The organism is Mycobacterium tilburgii (assembly GCF_902168065.1).
Lineage (GTDB): Bacteria > Actinomycetota > Actinomycetes > Mycobacteriales > Mycobacteriaceae > Mycobacterium > Mycobacterium tilburgii.
Window position 1 is genome coordinate 1 of sequence record NZ_LR655746.1, and the last position, 16,754, is coordinate 16,754.

The window sequence follows — 16,754 nt, forward strand, 5'->3', positions numbered from 1 at the left end:
CCGCACCCCCGCCGGCACCGCCGCACGGCTGATGTGGATCGCCTGGCTCGAATTCGACGTGCTGTTGGGTGACGTGCGATCGCTCAAGCAGAAGCGGTCGGCCATACGCCCCGTGGTCGCCGAGCTGCGCCGCAGGTTCAACGTGACGGCCGCCGAGACCGGCGCGCAGGATCTGCATTGGCGCGCGGGCATCGGCGTGGCCGTGGTGTCCGATGACCGCGCACACGCGGTGGGGGTGCTCGACGCGGCCGAACGGCTGGTCGCCGCCCACCCGGAATTCGAACTGTTGTCGGCGCGGCGTTCGCTGCTGCGCAGCGAGGATTACGACTAGCCGTCCCAGCCTTCGCGCTTGCGACCCAACGGCACCGGGGCGACCGTGCCCGGCGCGAGCCGCCGCGCCGCCACCAGAAACGCCGTGTGCCCCCGCATCGAGTGCTGCGGCCGGACGGCCAGGCCGACCACGTGCCAGCCGCGCTGGATCGTCTCCCACGACCGCGGTTCGGTCCAGTACTGCTGGGCCCGCAGCGCTTCCACTACCTTCGACAGCTGCGTCACGGTGGCCACGTAGATCACCAGCACGCCGCCGGCGACCATCAGCCGCGCCACCACGTCCAGCACCTCCCACGGAGAGAGCATGTCCAGCACCGCGCGGTCGAACGACCCGTCCGGCAGCTCGGAGTCCGCGAGATCGCCGACCAGCAGCTGCCAGTTCGCCGGCGCCGCCCCGAAGAAAACATCGACGTTGCGCCGGGCATGTTCGGCGTGATCGGCGCGCACCTCGTAGGAGACGACCCGCCCCTCGGGGCCCACCGCGCGCAGCAGCGAACAGGTCAGCGCACCGGATCCGGCCCCGGCCTCCAGCACGCGGGCTCCCGGAAAGATGTCGCCCTCGTGGACGATCTGGGCAGCATCCTTGGGATAGATGACCTGCGGGCCCCGCGGCATCGACATGATGTAGTCGACCAGCAGCGGACGCAGCACCAAGTACGGGGTGCCGTTGCTGGACTTGACCACGCTGCCTTGTTCCAGGCCGATGATGTCGTCGTGCGGGATCGCGCCGCGGTGGGTGTGGAACTCGGCGCCCGCGGTGAGTTCCATCGTGTAGTGGTGGCCTTTGGCGTCGGTGAGCTGGACGCGCTCGCCGACGGTGAAGGGACCGGTGTCAACCACGCCGTTCAGCGTGCCAGCTGACTCGCCGTCACCGATGCTCGGGGTTGTCGGTGCCAAGTCCTAGGCTGCGAACATGACCGACCAGCCGCAAGAGCGGGCCCGGGCGGCGTCTCGACCGGCACTGTCACCATCGCGCGCGGCGGACTTCAAGCAGTGCCCATTGCTGTACCGGTTCCGGGCCATCGACCGGTTGCCCGAACCGCCGTCGACGGCCCAGATCCGCGGCTCGGTGGTACACGCCGCGCTGGAGCAGCTCTACGGCCTGCCCGCCACATCGCGCGAGCCACAGACCGCGATCTCCCTGGTGGAACCCGCCTGGGAGCAGGTGCTCGCCGCCGAGCCAGACCGGATCGGCGAGCTGGACACCAAACAGCGCGTCCAGGTGCTCGAGGGCGCCCGCGCGCTGCTGTCTGGCTACTACCACCTGGAAGACCCGACCCGCTTCGAACCGCAATGCTGCGAGCAGCGGGTGGAGGTTGAAATTGCCGACGGCACGCTGCTGCGCGGGTTCATCGACCGGATCGACGTCGCCACCACCGGCGAGCTGCGTGTAGTCGACTACAAGACCGGCAAGGCGCCGCCGGAGGCGCGCGCGCTGGCCGAATTCAAGGCGATGTTCCAGATGAAGTTCTACGCCGTGGCGCTGCTGCGCACCCGCGGTGTGCCGCCCACCCGGCTGCGACTGATCTACCTCGCCGACGGGCAGGTGCTCGACTACTCCCCCGACCTCGACGAGCTGCTGCGCTTCGAGAAGACCCTGATGGCGATTTGGCGCGCCATCCAATCTGCTGGCGCCACAGGCGATTTTCGGCCCAGTCAGTCGAGACTCTGCGACTGGTGTCCGCACCAGAAGCACTGCCCGGTGTTCGGCGGCACCCCGCCGCCCTACCCCGGCTGGCCGGAAGATGCACCGGCGGAGACTGTTTCGCGCCCGACCGAACCGGCGGCCTGAACGGTCAGTCGAGCGGCGACATCTCCTGCAGCACGGTGGGGATCAACTCGCTGACGGTGGCGTGGATGTGCATCGTGCGTGACAGCGTGGTGTAGGGGCGCCTTGGCCGACATCACGTCCAGGATGCAGTGAATGGCCTCGTCTACGCCGACACCGAAAACGGCGGCACCGAGGATCTCGTCGGTGTCGGCGTCGACGACCACCTTTCATGAACCTTTGCGTCTCACCCTATTTCCACCGCTCGACCGACCCGGGTCATCGGCCGCTTGCCGACGAGACCTTACGGCCCGACCTGCGGACCTCGTCGACCGTCATCCCGGCACGCCCCAGCAGAGGATCGATGTAGAGCGCGTAGGTGGTCACGCGGTCGCTGACCCGGCGCGGGTCGTCGTCGTCGAGCAGGTTGGCCGCCACGATCTCGAAGCCGTTGTACGAGGTGTGGGTGAAGGCGCCCTTGCCATTGCAGTCGCCCAACGTCCAGACGTGGTCGACGTTGGTTTTGGGCTGGTCGTCGACGGTGACGAAGCCCCGGACGTCGGTCTGCACCCCGGTGGCGCTCAGTCCGAGCTCGTCGGTATTGGGCCGGCAACCCACCGCCAGCAGCAGATGACTCCCCTGGATGGGCGCGGCGCCGCCGCTCCGAGATGACCTCGATACCCTTGACACCCTTGTTGCTCTTGCGAATTCGAATGTCGTTGGCATCGATGTTTTCGGCTTCCAGGATCTCCTTGATAGTGGCGGAGACGTCCTCGTCTTCGCGGGCGGCCAGCCGCGGACCGGGCTCCACGACGGTGGCCTGCGCCCCGAACCGCCGGAACATCTGGGCGAATTCCAGCGCTATGTAGCTGCCGCCGACGATGACCAGATGCGTTGGCAGCATTTCGAGTTCGAGGATGGACACGTTGATGAGGTAGTCGACCTCGTCCAAACCCAGGATGTCGGGCACCATCGCGCGACCGCCGACGTTCAGGAAGATCCGATAGCCGTGCAGCTCCTGATCGCCGACTCGCAGGGTGTGCGGATCGACGAATCGGGCATGGCCGCGAAAACGGTGCAGCCGTCCATGCCCTCCAACCAGACCTCGACACCCTCGCGGTCGGCGACGACGATGCCGTCCTTGCGCGCCTTGACTTTCGCTATGTCCACCATCACCGCGCCCGTGCCGACGCCGTACTCGCTGCCTCGGCGAGCCAGATGGACGGCGTGCGCACTGGCCACCATCGTCTTGGTCGGGATGCACCCGGAGTTGACGCAGGTGCCGCCGATCAGCTTGCGCTCGATGATCGTGACCCGCTGGCCCGCCGCTGTCAGCAGCCGTCCGGCCTACGGCGGGCCGGGCCTGCCCGGCGCCGACGATGATCGCATCGAATGCTCTGTCACTTAACAGCTGTCAACAGGTAGTCGGTCAGCACGTGCCCGGTGACCGCGACGATGGCCAGCCCGCCCACGATCGCGACGGCGTCCTCCAGCAACGCGATCGGCAGGTCGCGACCGCCGCTGACCGCCACCAGTCGCTTGCGGGCCTGGTAACCGCCCAGGGTGCCGAGCACCGCGCCGATGACGCCGGCGCCCAGCGCGCTGAACGTCCAGTGCGGCCAGGCGCCGAGGGCCGCACCGGCCAACCCACCCAGCACGATCCGGGCCCCGAAGCCGGGCGGAGAGGTGCGCGCGGGCATGTTCGGGCGCTTGTCGGTGATCAGTTCGACGACCGCCAGGATCGTCAGGATCACCACCGTGATCGTGTTGCCGATCCACGATTCCCAGGTGTGGCTGAGGTCGATCCAGCCGAGGACGGCGGGGGCGGCGGCCCAGGCGACCACGGCGGGAGCTGTCAGCGAACGCAACCCGGCGACTACACCGATCAGTAAGGCCAGCAGCAGAACGAGCACGTGCGTCACAGGGTCCCCTCGTCGTAGATCAGTCAGTGGCCCCACCCCAAGTCGGACACTAACACAGCCACCGTCCAGACGGTGCCGATCAGAACCGACAGAATCTGATGTCAGAAGCCAAGATCGCTTTGGCGCCGATCGCCGCGAGTTCGTCCATGATCTCGTTGACACCCCGGCGCGGCACCAGAGCACGAATCGCAACCCAGTCCGGGTCGGCCAGCGGGGCGATGGTCGGCGACTCGAGTCCGGGGGTGATCGACGTGGCCTTGTCCAGGACGGCGCGCGGGCAGTCGTAGTCCAGTATCAGGTACTGTTGGCCGAACACCACGCCTTGCACCCGGGCCGCTAATTGCTCACGCGCAGCACTGGATTGACCGTCGGGATCGGAGTGCTCGATGAGCACCGCCTCCGAATCACACAGCGGCTCACCGAAAGCCACCAAATTGTGCAGGCTCAGCGTGCGGCCCGAGCCGACCACGTCGGCGATGGCGTCAGCGACCCCGAGTTGCACGGAGATCTCGACGGCCCCGTCCAGCCTGATGACGGTTGCTTCAATCCCCTTTGCGGCCAAATCTTTTCGAACCAGGTTCGGGTAGGCGGTGGCGACCCTTTTGCCGGCCAGGTCGGCCACCGACCAATCGTGTCCGGCCGGACCGGCGTACCGAAACCTCGACGAGCCGAAGCCCAGCGCCAAACGCTCGCGCACCGGGGTGTCAGAATCCAGCGCCAGATCACGACCGGTGATGCCGAAGTCGAGCTCTCCAGAACCCACATAGATGGCGATGTCCTTGGGACGGAGAAAGAAAAACTCGACGTTGTTGGCCGGGTCGATGACGGTCAGATCCTTGGGATCGGTGCGCCGGCGATAACCCGCCTCGGACAGGATTTCGGTGGCCGGCTCGCTCAGCGCCCCCTTGTTGGGCACCGCAATTCGCAGCATATTCACAGTTTCCGGTAGACATCATCGAGGGACAGCCCGCGGGAGATCATCAGCACCTGCGTCCAATACAACAGTTGGCTGATCTCCTCGGCCAGCGCCCCATCAGGCTCGTGCTCGGCGGCCAGCCATACCTCACCGGCCTCCTCCAGGATCTTCTTGCCCAACGCATGCACCCCGGCGTCCAGCGCGGCCACGGTGGCGTTGCCGGCGGGCCGGGTGCGGGCGCGTTCGCCGAGTTCGGCGAACAGATCCTCGAATGTCTTCACGGCCAGCGATTGTTTCACGCGGCGGCGAGCAAAGTCACCTCGGTTTCCCAGCGGTCGCGGGCCACGGGTCGAAGCCGCCGAGCGTGATCCGCGGCGCCTCTTCCAACTGGACGTGGAACGGTGAGGCCATGCCCGCGCCGAGGGTCGGCCACAGGTCGAGCACGTATTTGACTGTGGCCAAGCTGGTATGGACCAACAGGGCGGGCCGGACGTCGCCCTCATCGTCCACCGAAGCGTCCCGGGAACCGTCGACACCCATCCGTGCCGCGACCAGCTCAACGAATTTGCGGTGATCGATTTCTTTTACCAGCATCGATTTGCTGAGCAGGTGGGGTGCGCTCGCGACCGCGCGCTACCAGGTCGCCAGGTTGTCGACCTCGTCTGCGCCGCGGGCGTGCTCGACGAGCATCGCAATCAGCGCTTCGACCGCTGATGCCTCCGCCGGCCTGGCGCTGTACGAGCCGACGATCTCGCTGACCGCGTCCCGGATCGGGTCGGTCAGCAAACCCTCCTTGGTCGGCGCGTGCCTGAAATACGTGCTGATGGAGATGCCCGCGGCCGCGGCGATGTCCTCGGTCGTCACCGCGTCGAAGCCGCGCTCGGCAAACAGTCGGTACGCGGCGTCGGTCCCTAAGCAATCCGGTGTTTGCTGAGGGCATGCCATCACCTTATGTCGATCCGACGTTCCTACGCAACGCGCCGTCGAACGAGGGTGTTGAGATGCGTGACTCTACACTATTTGAAAGTGCCTATCAGCTAGGCTACTGTAATGTGGAACACACGAAGAACTGCAGCTCACGAAGCCCGACGCCACTATCTTTATGAGGATGTGTTATACGGCATTCCCAGGCCATTCGGGTGCCGTTGCACTGCACTCGTATACTTGTTGCTGGGGAAACGCCAGTGAAGGCGATGGCGGGTGCGCGATGACAGCTTTAGTTTGCTGAGTGGACTATTGGCCACGCTTCGATGACAGGCCGCCAAGACGACGTCGTCACCATACCATTCAGAACTGGTCGGCCGGATACGTCAGGCGTCATCCGATCACCTCGTTAACGACGCTCGTAGGCGAGCTCCTGCATCCCGTAGTCGGAGAGCGAGATCGCGTTCGCGTTGAACGTGTTGGTCTCGAACGTACTTCGGCTGGCGAATGTCCATGCCGTGGTCATGTTGACTCGCAGTGGTCACACCACAAGCATAGTAGACCTATGCAAATGCCCTGGTGTACCGGCACCGGCTCGACGCTGCCGTGCGATGCCGCAGGGGCCGCCGTCGCACGGCAGGCCTTAGGCTGATTCTGTGATTTCGCCAGATGGTAGGCCGGGTCGCGGCCCGCAAGCCGCAGCGCTGCCCGACCCCCACAACACGATCGTTGTGGCGACGTTTGAAGGCTGGAATGACGCCGGGGACGCCGCCAGTGATGCGCTGGAGCACCTGGACGCCATCTGGGAGGCTCATCCCGATCGTCGAGATCGACGACGAGGCAGCGTACTACGACTACCAGGTGATCCGTCAGGTTGACGGCGTCACCGGGGCCTGACTCGCATTCGTCGGAGGAGTTGAACGAGGCGGCCGGCTACCACAAGGGCCTCAAACCGCGGCAGCTGCAGATGATCGCGATCGGTGGCGCCATCGGGACCGGCCTGTTCCTCGGCGCCGGTGCCCGGCTGGTCAAGGCCGGACCCGGGCTGTTCTTGGTCTACGGGGTGTGCGGCATTTTCGTCTTCCTGATGCTGCGGGCGCTGGGCGAACTGGTGCTGCACCGACCGTCATGGGGCTCGTTCGTGTCCTACGCTCGCGAATTCTTCGGCGAGAGAGCCGCTTTCATCGTCGGCTGGATGTACTTCCTGAACTGGGCGATGACCTCGATCGACGACACCACCGCGATCGCCACCTATCTGCACCATTGGACGGCGTTCGGCGCGATCCCGCAGTGGCTGCTTGCCCTGGGCGCCCTGGTGGTGGTGTTGTCGATGAACTTGATCTCGGTGGAATGGTTCGGCGAACTCGAGTTCTGGGCGGCGCTGATCAAGGTGTTCGCGCTGGTCACCTTCCTGATCGTGGGGATCGTGTTCTTGGCCGGGCGCTTCAAGATCGACGGACACACCACCGGGACCGGTGTCTGGGAGGGCAACGGCGGGCTGTTCCCGTAGGGGGCGCTGCCGCTGCTGGTGGTTGCTTCGGGCGTAATATTTGCTTACGCCGCAGCAGAATTGGTGGGCACCGCCGCCGGCGAGACGGCCGAGCCGGAGAAGATCATACCGCGAGCGATCAACTCGGTGATCCTGCGTATCGCGATCTTCTACGTCGGCTCGGTGGCGCTACTGGCGGTGCTGCTGCCCTACACCGCCTACAAGGCCGGGGAAAGCCCGTTCGTGACGTTCTTCTCTATAAAGATCCGGCTTCCACGGTGCCGGCGACCTGATGAACATCGTCGTGCTCACCGCCGCGCTGTCGAGCCTGAACGCGGGGCTCTATTCGACCGAACGGGTTATGCACTCGCTGGCGGTGAGCGGCAGCGGGCCAAAGTTCGCCGTACACATGACGAAAAGCGGTGTGCCGTATGGCGGTATCGCGATGACCGCCGTCATCTGCCTGTTCGGCATCGCGCTCAACGCGTTCAATCCCGGCGAAGCATTCGAGATCGTGCTGAACATCGCCGCGCTGGGCATCATCGCGTCGTGGACCACGATCGTGTTGTGCCAGCTGCGTTTCGTGAAGCTGACCAAGGCCGGGGTGCTGAAGCGGCCGCAAGTCCGGATGCCGTTCACCCCGTGTAGCGGCTATCTGACGTTGGCGTTCCTGGCGGCGATTCTGATTCTGATGGCGTTCGACGAACCGATCGGTACCTGGACCGTCGCGTCGTTGGTCGCCATTGTGCCGGCGTTGTTGGGTGGCTGGTTCGTGGTGCGCGGCCGGGTGCTGGCCGCCGCGCGGGAGCGCATCGGCCACACAAGACCCTACCCGACGATCGCCAACCCGCCGACGCGCCCCTGGTTGCCGGAGAAGCAATCCGAGTAACGCGTCGGTGTGGGGTAACTACGCCTTACCCAGGTGCTCGTTGTAGGCGCTGCTGGACCGTCCCAGCGCGGCGACCTCGGCGTCCATCTGCGGCATCAGCTTCGCGGCGGTTCTGCGCACGGGTAGTTCGCCGAGACACGTGGACAGCACCGGCTTGAGCCAACGGAACACGGCCACCCATCCCGGGCAGTAGATGCGGTCCTTACGGGCCTCGATGCCCTTGACGAAAACCGTCGCGCACGCGTCGACCGACGTGGTCTTGTTCAGCGGCCAGGGCAGCTTGCGGAGCAGGTCGGCGAACGACGGCAGATCCGTCTTGATGTCGCGCACCAGCGCAGTGTCGACCCAGGACATGTGGGCCACGCCCACGTCGACACCCCGATGTGCGATCTCTAGCCGCAGCGCGTGTGCCAGATGTTCGTTGCCGGCCTTGGACATGTCGTAGGGCGCCATCCCGGGTGCGGCCGCGAACGCCGCCAGCGACGACACGATCAGCAGATATCCGCGCCGGTCTATCAGTGCGGGCAAAGTCGCCCGCGCAGTGTAGAAGACGCCGAGCAGGTTGACTTCCAGGACCCGCTTGAACGCCTCGGGGTCGACCTGCCGCACAGAGCCGTAGCTGGCGATGCCGGCGTTGGCTACGACGATGTCGATGCCGGCGAAGCGCTCGACCGCGCGGTCGGCGATCGCCTGCAGGGCCGGCAGATCGCGGACGTCGGCGACCGCGGTCAGCACATGCTCGTCGCCGCCGAGTTCGGCAGCCAGTTCACCCAGGGCCGTCTGGTCGAGATCGGTCACTACGAGTTCGGCGCCCCGGTGACGCAGACGGCGAGCGACCTCTGCACCGATTCCCCGAGCGCCGCCGGTGATGAAAGCGACCTTGCCCTGCAGCGATGTCATTGCCAACAACGTACCATTTACCGCGATGACAGGTCCACCCCGAGCAGCGCATCGATCACGGTGGCAACCAACGCCGGCGCGGCCTCGTCGTGGCCGCCGTACTCGAGCGCGTCGGTGGTCCAACCATCAAGTGCTGCAATCGCTTTGGGTGTGTCGAGGTCGTCGGCGATGTATTTGCGCACCCTGGCGATGACATCGGTCGCATCCGGGCCGGCGGGCAGCGTCACCGCGGTACTCCAGCGCTGCATCCGCGCGACGGCCTTGTCGAGCAACTCCTGGCTCCACGACCGGTCGGCACGGTAATGCCCGGCCAGCAGACCGAGCCGAATGGCCGCCGGCGGGACGCCTTGCGCGCGCAATCCTGAGACCAACACCAGGTTGCCGCGACTCTTCGACATCTTGTGCCCGTCCCAGCCGATCATCCCGGCATGCACGTAGTGGCGCGCGAATCGTCTTTCGCCCCTGACACATTCGGCGTGCGCGGCGGTGAATTCGTGGTGCGGGAAGACCAGGTCGCAACCGCCGCCCTGAATGTCGAGGCCGCTGCCGATTCGGCTGAGCGCGATCGCCGCGCATTCGACGTGCCAGCCGGGACGGCCGTCCCCGAATGGCGACCGCCAGCTGGGCTCCCCGGGCCGGGCGGCTTTCCACAACAGCACGTCGAGCTGGTCGGTCTTGCCGGCGCGATCCGGGTCGCCGCCCCGCTCGGCGAACAACCGCAGCATGGTGTCGCGGTCATAGCCCGACTCGTAGCCGAACTGCGGCGTGGCATCCGCGCGGTAATAGACGTCGGGGTATCCCCCGGTTTTCGGGTCGACGACGTAGGCCGCCCCCGATGCGAGCATCTTTTCGACAAGCTCGACCACTTCGGCAATCGCTTCGGTCGCGCCGACGTATTCACGCGGCGGCAGCACCCGCAGCGCGGTCATGTCCTCACGGAACAGGGCCACCTCGCGATCCCCTAGCTCGCGCCAGTCGACCCCGTCGCGGGCGGCACGCTCGAACAACGGGTCGTCGACGTCGGTGACGTTCTGCACGTAGTGCACGTCGTGGCTCAGGTCCAGCCAGAGCCGATGAATTAGGTCGAACGCCAGGTAGGTGGCGGCGTGGCCCAGGTGCGTGGCGTCATAGGGGGTGATCCCGCAGACGTACATGCTTGCCGTCGACCCGGCCGCCACTGGACGGATCTGGCGGTCGGACGTGTCGAACAGCCGCAGCTCCGGACCGCGTCCGGGAACGACGGGAACCGCTGCGGGAGTCCAGGACTGCATGCATCGACTTTAGGCCCGGTGACGATGCGACCCGCGCAGCGGGCGGTCAGCGCCACGCGTTGCGGATGGCGTCAAGCAGGATCGGGGCCACCTCGGCGCGGCACATCACGAAATCGGGCAGGTAGGGATGATCGAGCTGGTTGTAGGCGCCGTCGAATCCCATTCCCACTGCCCACCGGCATACAGATACGCATCGAAGTCGCCGTCGATGATTGCCATCGCCTTGGCCCCCGCCGACCCAATCGCCACGGGCTGAATCGCCAGCTGCTGGCGCATCCGGTGCAACACCGCCGGCGGCCGGTGGCGCTGACCGCGATGCGCAGCGTGTGCGGCACACCGACCCGCGCCTGGCCGGCGGTGGCGGTGTCACTGCGGTACACGATGTTCCCCCGGGCGGGCAACGACACTGCCGGGTCGGCGATGGCGCGCCCGGCCCAGGCTGGATAACGCCATCTGGCTGAACACACCTTCTTCGCCCATCAGGGTGGCCGCCGGGACGGCGGCGAGGTTGGCCGGCAGTGTCTGGGCCAGGGTGCGGATCGCCGGCGCGGCGTCGGCTCACCCCTGCGGCACCGACATAACTGCCCACCAAAGCCGCCTTGCCCATCGACCCCGACACCGGTGCACCACTCACCGACGAGTTCAGCATCGCGGCGATGCCACCACCCCGCGTCAAGAGCGCCAACGCACCCGAGATGAATTTCGGCCCAGCCAAGTACGCTCCCAAACCCTGCCCGCCGCTACACCCGCGAGCACGGCGAGGACGACCCCCGGATCGCGAACTGGCGATGGCAGTCGAACCAGTGAGGCGCCGGTCAACACCGGTAACCTGAACAACCATTACGCCACCGTCTCCGGCGCGCCGATCGCGTCGATGGTCATTATCCCGCTGCAAACCGTGATCCCGGAGGAGCTGGCGTTCCGTGGCGTGCTGCACGGCGTCCTGCACCGGGGGCGTGGGGATTCCGTGGCGTCGCGCTGGCCGGGTCGCTGCCGTTCGGTTTGTGGCACGTCGCGACGTCGCTCGGGCTGACAAGCAACAACGTCGGCTTCACCCGGCTGTTCGGCGGTGGCTTTGCCGATGGCGGCCGGGGTGACGCTCGCCGTGTTGGCAACCGGCGCGGCGGGGTTCGTGTTCAGCCGGCTACGCAGGCGCAGCGGCAGCCTGCTCGCGCCGATCGCCCTGCACTAGTCGTTGAACGGGCTGGGCGCGTTGGCGGCCGCCGCCCTGGTCTGGCACTTGTCGGCCTGAGCCCTACACTAGCAGCACCGCGGCCCCGGCGACGCGGCCATGGGCCAGGTCGTGCAGCGCCCGATCGGCTTGGCCGAGCGGATATTCCGGCGTTGTCACCTCGATCCGATGCCGCCCCGCGAAGTCGAGAAACTCCCGCGCGTCGGCCCGGGTGTTCGACGTGACCGAACGGATTTGGCGCTCCTGGAACAGGTGCCGCTGATAGTTCAGCAACGGGATGTCGGACAGATGGATTCCGGCGATAGACAGGGTGCCGCCGCGGTCCAGCGCCTCGCAGGCCGGCAACACCAGCTCGCCGACCGGGGCGAACAGGATCGCCGCGTCGAGCAGCACCGGCGGCGGGTCCGCGGCGCCCTGCGCCGAGGCGGCGCCCAGCTGCAGTGCCAACTCGCGGGCCTGCTCGCCGCGAGTCATCACATGCACCTCGGCGCACTGCGCCAGCGCGACCTGCGCGGTGATGTGCGCGCTGCCGCCGAAGCCGTAGATGCCCAGCCGTCCGCCGGGCGGCAACTCGGCGCGCAGCAGCGACCGGTACCCGATGATGCCGGCGCACAGCAGCGGCGCGAGTTCGCTGTCGCTGTAACCGCTCGGCAGGTGATGGGCGAAAGCCGCCGGAACCGTGGCGAATTCGGCGTATCCGCCGTCGGCGTCCCAGCCAGTATAGCGCGATTCGGGGCACAGGTTCTCAGCTCCGCGCCGGCAGTAGTTGCACACACCGCAGGTGTGGCGCAGCCAGGCGATGCCCACCCGATCGCCCACCCGGAACTCCAGGGCGCGGCCTTCTTCGGGGCCGATCTCGAGGACCTCCCCCACCACCTCGTGGCCCGGGGTGACGTGTTCGCGGTGTACCGGCAGATCGCCCTCGGTGACGTGCAGGTCGGTGCGGCACACGCCGCAGGCACGCACCGCCACCAGCAACTCGCCCGGACCGGGCCGGGGCACGTCGGTGCGGACGCGTTCCAGCGGGTCGGTGTCCACCGGGCCGGGGTGCCGCACCCGCCACGCGGTCATCGTGGTTGGCGTTGCCTCGGAAGCCATCACCCCATCATGCCGCTACAGCGTTTTCGTGCGTGAGGTGGCGAACTTGTAAGGTAAATCAGCAACAGGATCACCGCGCCACCAGCCCACCGAGGATGAGCGCTGAATGGGTGGGTGGGCGTCGAACTGGTGCGGCGGGAAGACGATGCCGCCCAGGGTGCCGCCGACGTAGGAGCCGACGATGCCGAGTACCGCCGTCGCCGCCCACCCCATGAGCTAATCGGCAATCACACAGGCCATTTCACTGGACCACAGTTTGGCCGGCGCCGCCTCGATACGGATGTCGTTACGGCCTTCGTCGGCATATGCCCGGACAGCTCCAGCACGGCGTCCAGCGCATAGTTGGTGGCGGCAATGAACGAGATTTTGCGCGCCACCGCTTCGTGTTTGGCCAACGGCTTGCCCCACTGCACCCGCTCGCCGGACCATTCCCGCGCGACCTTCAGCGCCCACTTCGACGACCCCGCCGCGTCCGCGGGGATCGACAACCGTCCGGCGTTGAGAGTCGTCAGCGCGATCTTGAGCCCGTCACCTTCCGGGCCGATCACGTTCTCCCGGGGTACCCGCACGCCGTGCAGCCGGGTGACGCCGTTCTCGATGCCGCGCAACCCCATGAACGAGTTGCGCCGCTCCACCATGATGCCCGGCGAATCCGCCTCGACGACGAATGCGCTGATCCCGCCCCGGTGCCCGTCGCTCTTGGGCACCCGAGCCATCACCACCAGCAATTCGGCGACCACACCGTTGGTGGTCCACAGGTTCACGCCCTCCAGCTCGTAGGCCTGCCCGTTCTGGACGGGGGTACCGTCGACGCCAACCTGCGGGGTCCGAACCCACGTCGGGTTCGGTGAGCAGGAACGCCGAGATCGCCCCGGCGACACACCGCGGCAAGAACCGGCGCGTCTGCTCGTCGGTGCCGGCCAGCTTCAGAGGCTCGGGCACCCCGATCGACTGGTGGGCCGACAGCAGTGTGCCCCGAGGCTGGGACGAAATCATCATCAGGGCCCGGTTGTAGGCCACCTGCGACATGTTCCGCCCGCTGTATTCGGACAGGATCTTCATGCCGAAACAACCCAATTCGGCCAACCCTCTGACGTACTCATCGGAATCTGCGCGTCCCGCTCGATGACACTGCCGTCGACGGTGTTCAGGAATTCCCGCAGCTTGCCCAGGAACTCGCGAGTGCGCGCCTCGTCCTCGTCGGACGGTTTAGGGAACGGATGGATGAAGTCCAACGGGAAGTGGCCGAGAAACAGCTCCTTTGCGAAGGAGGGTTTGTCCCAACCACTTTAACGGGACTCTTCGGCCAGGGTTCTTGCCTGCTCTTCGGTGACCTGCGCTTGCCGTGCCATCAGCCTCCTCGCTACATGACTGTGGCGAACAGCGAGTACCCAAACTGGCGCGTGGTACTCTGCGCTCTGCGCGGCCGCGGGGTCAGGCGTCGAGCTCGCGCGCCACCGCCTTGACCACCTCAGACACCCGCCGTGCGACCTTGCGGTCGGGGTAGCGGCTTTTGCGCAGCTCGGGCTGCACGGCGCTCTCCAACAAGGTGATCATGTCCTCGACCATGCCGTGCAGCTCGTCGGGGCTGTGCTTGTGCTCGACCGGGGTCTCACGGCGAGTCTTGGACAGGCTCGGCGGCGGATCGATCAGCTTGAGACTCAACGCCTGCGGGCCGCGTCGGCCCGAGGCCACGCCGAACTCCACCCGCTGCCCAGTCTTGAGCCCCTCGACCCCCTCGGGCAACGCCGATGAGCGGACGTAGACGTCCTCGCCGTCTTCCTGTGACAGGAAGCCGAATCCCTTTTCGGCGTCATACCACTTAACCTTGCCGGTCGGCACTGGTCTCACCTGCTTGTCTGACGAAATAGCTAGGAATGGACACACAAGAAGCGCCCCGCAAATGCAGGACGCGATGCGGATTCAGATCCTACTCGGGTGGTTGCCCGGCGAGCACCCCGTTTCCTCCTTATTCGTTACGCTGACAGTAGCGCGTGAGGTGAATTGCGCCTCGTTCTCAACATCATCTGGCTGGTATTCAGTGGCCTCTGGATGGCCGTCGGATACCTGGCTGCGGCACTCATCAGCTTTTCGCTTATCATTACGATTCCGTTCTGGTTCGCGTCGCTGCGGATCGCCTCCTACGCGCTGCGGCCCTTCGGCCGGACGATCGTCGACAAGCCGACCGCCGGGGCCGGCGCCCTGATCGGAAACATCATCTGGGTATCTCGCTGACCACCAGCGGTGTCGGCCTGGCCCTCCGGGCGGCGGGTCTCGCCGCGGCCGGGCTGGACCGCGTGAACGTCTCGCTGGACAGCGTGGATCGGGCTAGCTTCGCCGCGATCACCCGGCGTGAACGGCTGGCCGACGTGGTGGGCCGGACTGGCCGCCGCCAAGGCGGCCGGCCTAACGCCGGTCAAGGCGAACACCGTGCTGGATCCCACCACCGGCCGTGCCGATGTGGTCGAGCTGCTGAGGTTCTGCCTCGAGCACGCTTACCAGTTGCGAGTCATCGAGCAGATGCCGCTGGATGCCGGTCATCAATGCCGCTGCGAGTCCGCGTTGACGGCCGACGAGGTGCTGGCCGCGTTGCGGCCGTACTTCCGGCTGCGGTCCGGATCCGGCGCCGCGCGGTTCGGTGCCAGCCGAGCTGTAACTGGTCGACACGGGGCCGGGCACGCCGGTCGCAAAGTCCGGGGTGTTCGCCTCGGTGTCGCACGCGTTCTGCTCGGCCTGTGACCGCACCCGGCTGACGGCCGACGGCCAGATCCGGAGTTGCCTGTTTTCCACCGACGAGACCGACCTGCGTGGCCTGCTGCGCGCCGGTGCCGACGATGACGCGATCGAGGCGGCGTGGCGCACCGCGATGTGGGGCAAGCCCGCCAGCCACGGAATCAACGACCCGAACTTCATCCAGCCCGACCGTCCGATGAGCGCGATCGGTGGCTGAGTTGTCTGTCGACACCGAGAGCATCGAGGTGACCGTTCGCTACTTCGCCGCCGCACGCGCGGCCGCGGGCGCCGAATCGGAAAAGGTCGTACTCCGCCCGGGCACCACGGTGGCCGAGTTGGTCGAAAGACTCTCCTCATCGGGTACCCGGCTCGCGACCGTGTTGAGCCTGTGCTCTTAATCTCTGCGACGGCATCGCGGTGCGCGACGCAACCAAACCGTTGCGGGCAGGTAACACGATCGACGTCTTACCCCCGTTCGCGGGCGTCTGATTGTGTGAGAAATATAACGTAACGGATTGATAATGGAACGGACACAGCTCGATATCGGGTGATTTGACCTGCGTAAATCCCTGACGCTCCTGCGGCTTTCGCTGAGCGCCGCGCCCGAAACGCCGGGTCGCGCAGAAAGTGACGCAGCCGACAGAACCGGTTACCGTCTCGGGAGGCTCGCCAAGCTGAACTGTTGGCGTTCCTCTCTCGCCCATAGCGCCGAGCTCCATCCAGTGGGTGAGGGAACCCCGAACTGTGGATGGAGGTGGGGGACCCACCGCTCCGCCGGATCGGAGTCGCATGCGACTCCTTGGGGTGAAGCCGGCGTCGGCTCTTCGGAGACGTCGCAGGCCGGGTGGCCTCTCCAACCCGAACCCGACAGCTGACCTCGCAGGCGCGTGCAGAGAGGAATTTCGGCGCGTATGAGTGGACGTCACCGCAAGCCCACGACATCCAACCTCAACGTCACCAAGATCGCCTTCACCGGGGCGGTTCTTGGTAGCGGCAGCATCGCCCTGGCGGGCCAAGCGGCCGCCGCCACGGACAGCGAGTGGGATCAGGTTGCACGGTGTGAATCGGGCGGCAACTGGGCCATCAACACTGGTAACGGCTATTACGGCGGCGTTCAATTCAACGCCAGCACGTGGGCCTCACACGGTGGCCGCGAATACGCCCCGTCGGCTCAACTGGCCACCCGCGAACAGCAGATCGCCGTCGCCGAGCGAGTTCTGGCGACCCAAGGTCGCAACGCCTGGCCGGTATGCGGTGGTCCACTGTCGGCGCCCACCCCGCGCGAAGTCCTGCCCACCCCGGCGGGCCTGGACGTCCCGGGC

13 protein-coding genes, 10 pseudogenes and 1 riboswitch are annotated in these 16,754 nt (G+C 66.6%); of the genes and pseudogenes, 9 read left to right on the forward strand and 14 right to left on the reverse strand.

All coding sequences use genetic code 11. The features are described 5' to 3' along the window. Positions 1–31: 31 nt before the first annotated feature. Positions 32–331 (forward strand): DUF503 domain-containing protein, encoded by a 300-nt coding sequence (locus FQ389_RS16060; RefSeq protein ID WP_144209502.1) that lies wholly within the window; start codon positions 32–34, stop codon positions 329–331. Here FQ389_RS16060 and trmI read toward each other — a convergent pair. Then, the gene (gene trmI, locus FQ389_RS16065) at positions 328–1,170 is read right to left on the reverse strand and encodes a tRNA (adenine(58)-N(1))-methyltransferase TrmI (RefSeq protein WP_144209472.1); all 843 of its coding nucleotides are present in this window, start codon (positions 1,168–1,170) and stop codon (positions 328–330) included. The genes FQ389_RS16060 and trmI overlap by 4 nt on opposite strands. Before the next feature lie 73 nt (positions 1,171–1,243). Between trmI and FQ389_RS16070 the strand changes: the two genes are divergently transcribed. Next, a complete protein-coding gene (locus FQ389_RS16070; protein WP_144209475.1) occupies positions 1,244–2,122 on the forward strand; it encodes a RecB family exonuclease in 879 nt (292 codons plus the stop codon). A 255-nt stretch (positions 2,123–2,377) separates the two neighbouring features. On the opposite strand, the gene FQ389_RS22955 is transcribed toward FQ389_RS16070, so the two are convergent. From FQ389_RS22955 to FQ389_RS16095, 6 genes and pseudogenes are all read right to left on the reverse strand, one after another. Beyond that, positions 2,378–2,716 carry an FAD-dependent oxidoreductase gene (locus FQ389_RS22955; protein WP_407662926.1) on the reverse strand — a complete coding sequence of 113 codons (339 nt, stop codon included), beginning with the start codon at positions 2,714–2,716 and terminating at the stop codon, positions 2,378–2,380. Between the two features lie 163 nt (positions 2,717–2,879). Next, positions 2,880–3,362 (reverse strand): annotated as a pseudogene (locus tag FQ389_RS22960) (FAD-dependent oxidoreductase); the annotation flags it as partial. Between the two features lie 136 nt (positions 3,363–3,498). Further along, positions 3,499–4,020, reverse strand: a complete 522-nt coding sequence (locus FQ389_RS16080; protein WP_186296479.1) for a DUF4126 domain-containing protein — start codon at positions 4,018–4,020, stop codon at positions 3,499–3,501. A 79-nt stretch (positions 4,021–4,099) separates the two neighbouring features. Continuing rightward, on the reverse strand, positions 4,100–4,951 hold the full coding sequence (gene hisG, locus FQ389_RS16085; RefSeq protein WP_144209478.1) for an ATP phosphoribosyltransferase: 852 nt from the start codon (positions 4,949–4,951) through the stop codon (positions 4,100–4,102). 2 nt (positions 4,952–4,953) lie between these two features. Next, positions 4,954–5,235 carry a phosphoribosyl-ATP diphosphatase gene (locus FQ389_RS16090; protein WP_144209481.1) on the reverse strand — a complete coding sequence of 94 codons (282 nt, stop codon included), beginning with the start codon at positions 5,233–5,235 and terminating at the stop codon, positions 4,954–4,956. A gap of 16 nt (positions 5,236–5,251) precedes the next feature. Beyond that, positions 5,252–5,876 (reverse strand): annotated as a pseudogene (locus FQ389_RS16095) (TetR/AcrR family transcriptional regulator). 640 nt (positions 5,877–6,516) lie between these two features. Between FQ389_RS16095 and FQ389_RS16100 the strand changes: the two are divergent. Both FQ389_RS16100 and FQ389_RS16105 read left to right on the forward strand, forming a co-directional pair. Next, positions 6,517–6,748: pseudogene (locus tag FQ389_RS16100) on the forward strand (PAC2 family protein); the annotation flags it as partial. 28 nt (positions 6,749–6,776) lie between these two features. Next, positions 6,777–8,238, forward strand: a pseudogene (locus FQ389_RS16105) (amino acid permease). Positions 8,239–8,256: 18 nt separating this feature from the next. On the opposite strand, the gene FQ389_RS16110 reads toward FQ389_RS16105, so the two are convergent. From FQ389_RS16110 to FQ389_RS16120, 3 genes and pseudogenes are all read right to left on the reverse strand, one after another. Next, entirely contained in the window at positions 8,257–9,138 is an 882-nt protein-coding gene (locus FQ389_RS16110; protein WP_144209484.1) for an SDR family oxidoreductase, read from the reverse strand. A 17-nt stretch (positions 9,139–9,155) separates the two neighbouring features. Beyond that, the gene (gene mshC / locus FQ389_RS16115) at positions 9,156–10,409 is read right to left on the reverse strand and encodes a cysteine--1-D-myo-inosityl 2-amino-2-deoxy-alpha-D-glucopyranoside ligase (protein WP_144209487.1); all 1,254 of its coding nucleotides are present in this window, start codon (positions 10,407–10,409) and stop codon (positions 9,156–9,158) included. Between the two features lie 46 nt (positions 10,410–10,455). Further along, a pseudogene (locus FQ389_RS16120) lies at positions 10,456–10,837 on the reverse strand (3'(2'),5'-bisphosphate nucleotidase CysQ); the annotation flags it as partial. Positions 10,838–11,238: 401 nt separating this feature from the next. On the opposite strand from FQ389_RS16120, the pseudogene FQ389_RS16125 reads away from it, so the two are divergent. Beyond that, positions 11,239–11,601: pseudogene (locus tag FQ389_RS16125) on the forward strand (CPBP family intramembrane glutamic endopeptidase); the annotation flags it as partial. Between the two features lie 63 nt (positions 11,602–11,664). Here the strand turns inward: FQ389_RS16125 and FQ389_RS16130 are convergent. The 4 genes and pseudogenes from FQ389_RS16130 to FQ389_RS16145 form a co-directional block, all read right to left on the reverse strand. Further along, positions 11,665–12,699, reverse strand: a complete 1,035-nt coding sequence (locus FQ389_RS16130) for a zinc-binding alcohol dehydrogenase family protein (protein WP_144209490.1) — start codon at positions 12,697–12,699, stop codon at positions 11,665–11,667. 15 nt (positions 12,700–12,714) lie between these two features. Continuing rightward, complete coding sequence (locus FQ389_RS21495) at positions 12,715–12,912, reverse strand: GlsB/YeaQ/YmgE family stress response membrane protein (protein ID WP_186296480.1); 198 nt, start codon at positions 12,910–12,912, stop codon at positions 12,715–12,717. Positions 12,913–12,918: 6 nt separating this feature from the next. Further along, positions 12,919–13,955 (reverse strand): annotated as a pseudogene (locus FQ389_RS16140) (acyl-CoA dehydrogenase family protein); the annotation flags it as partial. Positions 13,956–14,133: 178 nt separating this feature from the next. Further along, the gene (locus FQ389_RS16145; RefSeq protein ID WP_144209493.1) at positions 14,134–14,541 is read right to left on the reverse strand and encodes a cold-shock protein; all 408 of its coding nucleotides are present in this window, start codon (positions 14,539–14,541) and stop codon (positions 14,134–14,136) included. A gap of 162 nt (positions 14,542–14,703) precedes the next feature. On the opposite strand from FQ389_RS16145, the pseudogene FQ389_RS16150 reads away from it, so the two are divergent. From FQ389_RS16150 to FQ389_RS16165, 4 genes and pseudogenes are all read left to right on the forward strand, one after another. Continuing rightward, positions 14,704–14,925, forward strand: a pseudogene (locus FQ389_RS16150) (YccF domain-containing protein); the annotation flags it as partial. After that, positions 14,847–15,649, forward strand: a pseudogene (locus FQ389_RS16155) (radical SAM protein); the annotation flags it as partial. The pseudogenes FQ389_RS16150 and FQ389_RS16155, both read left to right, overlap by 79 nt. Further along, positions 15,642–15,921: pseudogene (locus tag FQ389_RS16160) on the forward strand (MoaD/ThiS family protein). The pseudogenes FQ389_RS16155 and FQ389_RS16160, both read left to right, overlap by 8 nt. 236 nt (positions 15,922–16,157) lie before the next feature. Then, positions 16,158–16,334: riboswitch (cyclic di-AMP (ydaO/yuaA leader) on the forward strand. 9 nt (positions 16,335–16,343) lie between these two features. Beyond that, positions 16,344–16,754: transglycosylase family protein (locus FQ389_RS16165; protein WP_144209499.1), on the forward strand; the 411-nt coding region annotated here is incomplete at its 3' end.

Bases quoted from the DNA above. Each gene is read 5' to 3' on its own strand.
- mshC (WP_144209487.1), bottom strand. From the start codon at position 10,409: ATGCAGTCCTGGACTCCCGCAGCGGTTCCCGTCGTTCCCGGACGCGGT.
- FQ389_RS16130 (WP_144209490.1), bottom strand. From the start codon at position 12,699: ATGGCTTCCGAGGCAACGCCAACCACGATGACCGCGTGGCGGGTGCGG.
- FQ389_RS16060 (WP_144209502.1), top strand. From the start codon at position 32: ATGTGGATCGCCTGGCTCGAATTCGACGTGCTGTTGGGTGACGTGCGA.
- FQ389_RS16070 (WP_144209475.1), top strand. From the start codon at position 1,244: ATGACCGACCAGCCGCAAGAGCGGGCCCGGGCGGCGTCTCGACCGGCA.
- FQ389_RS16110 (WP_144209484.1), bottom strand. From the start codon at position 9,138: ATGACATCGCTGCAGGGCAAGGTCGCTTTCATCACCGGCGGCGCTCGG.
- hisG (WP_144209478.1), bottom strand. From the start codon at position 4,951: ATGCTGCGAATTGCGGTGCCCAACAAGGGGGCGCTGAGCGAGCCGGCC.
- FQ389_RS21495 (WP_186296480.1), bottom strand. From the start codon at position 12,912: ATGGGGTGGGCGGCGACGGCGGTACTCGGCATCGTCGGCTCCTACGTC.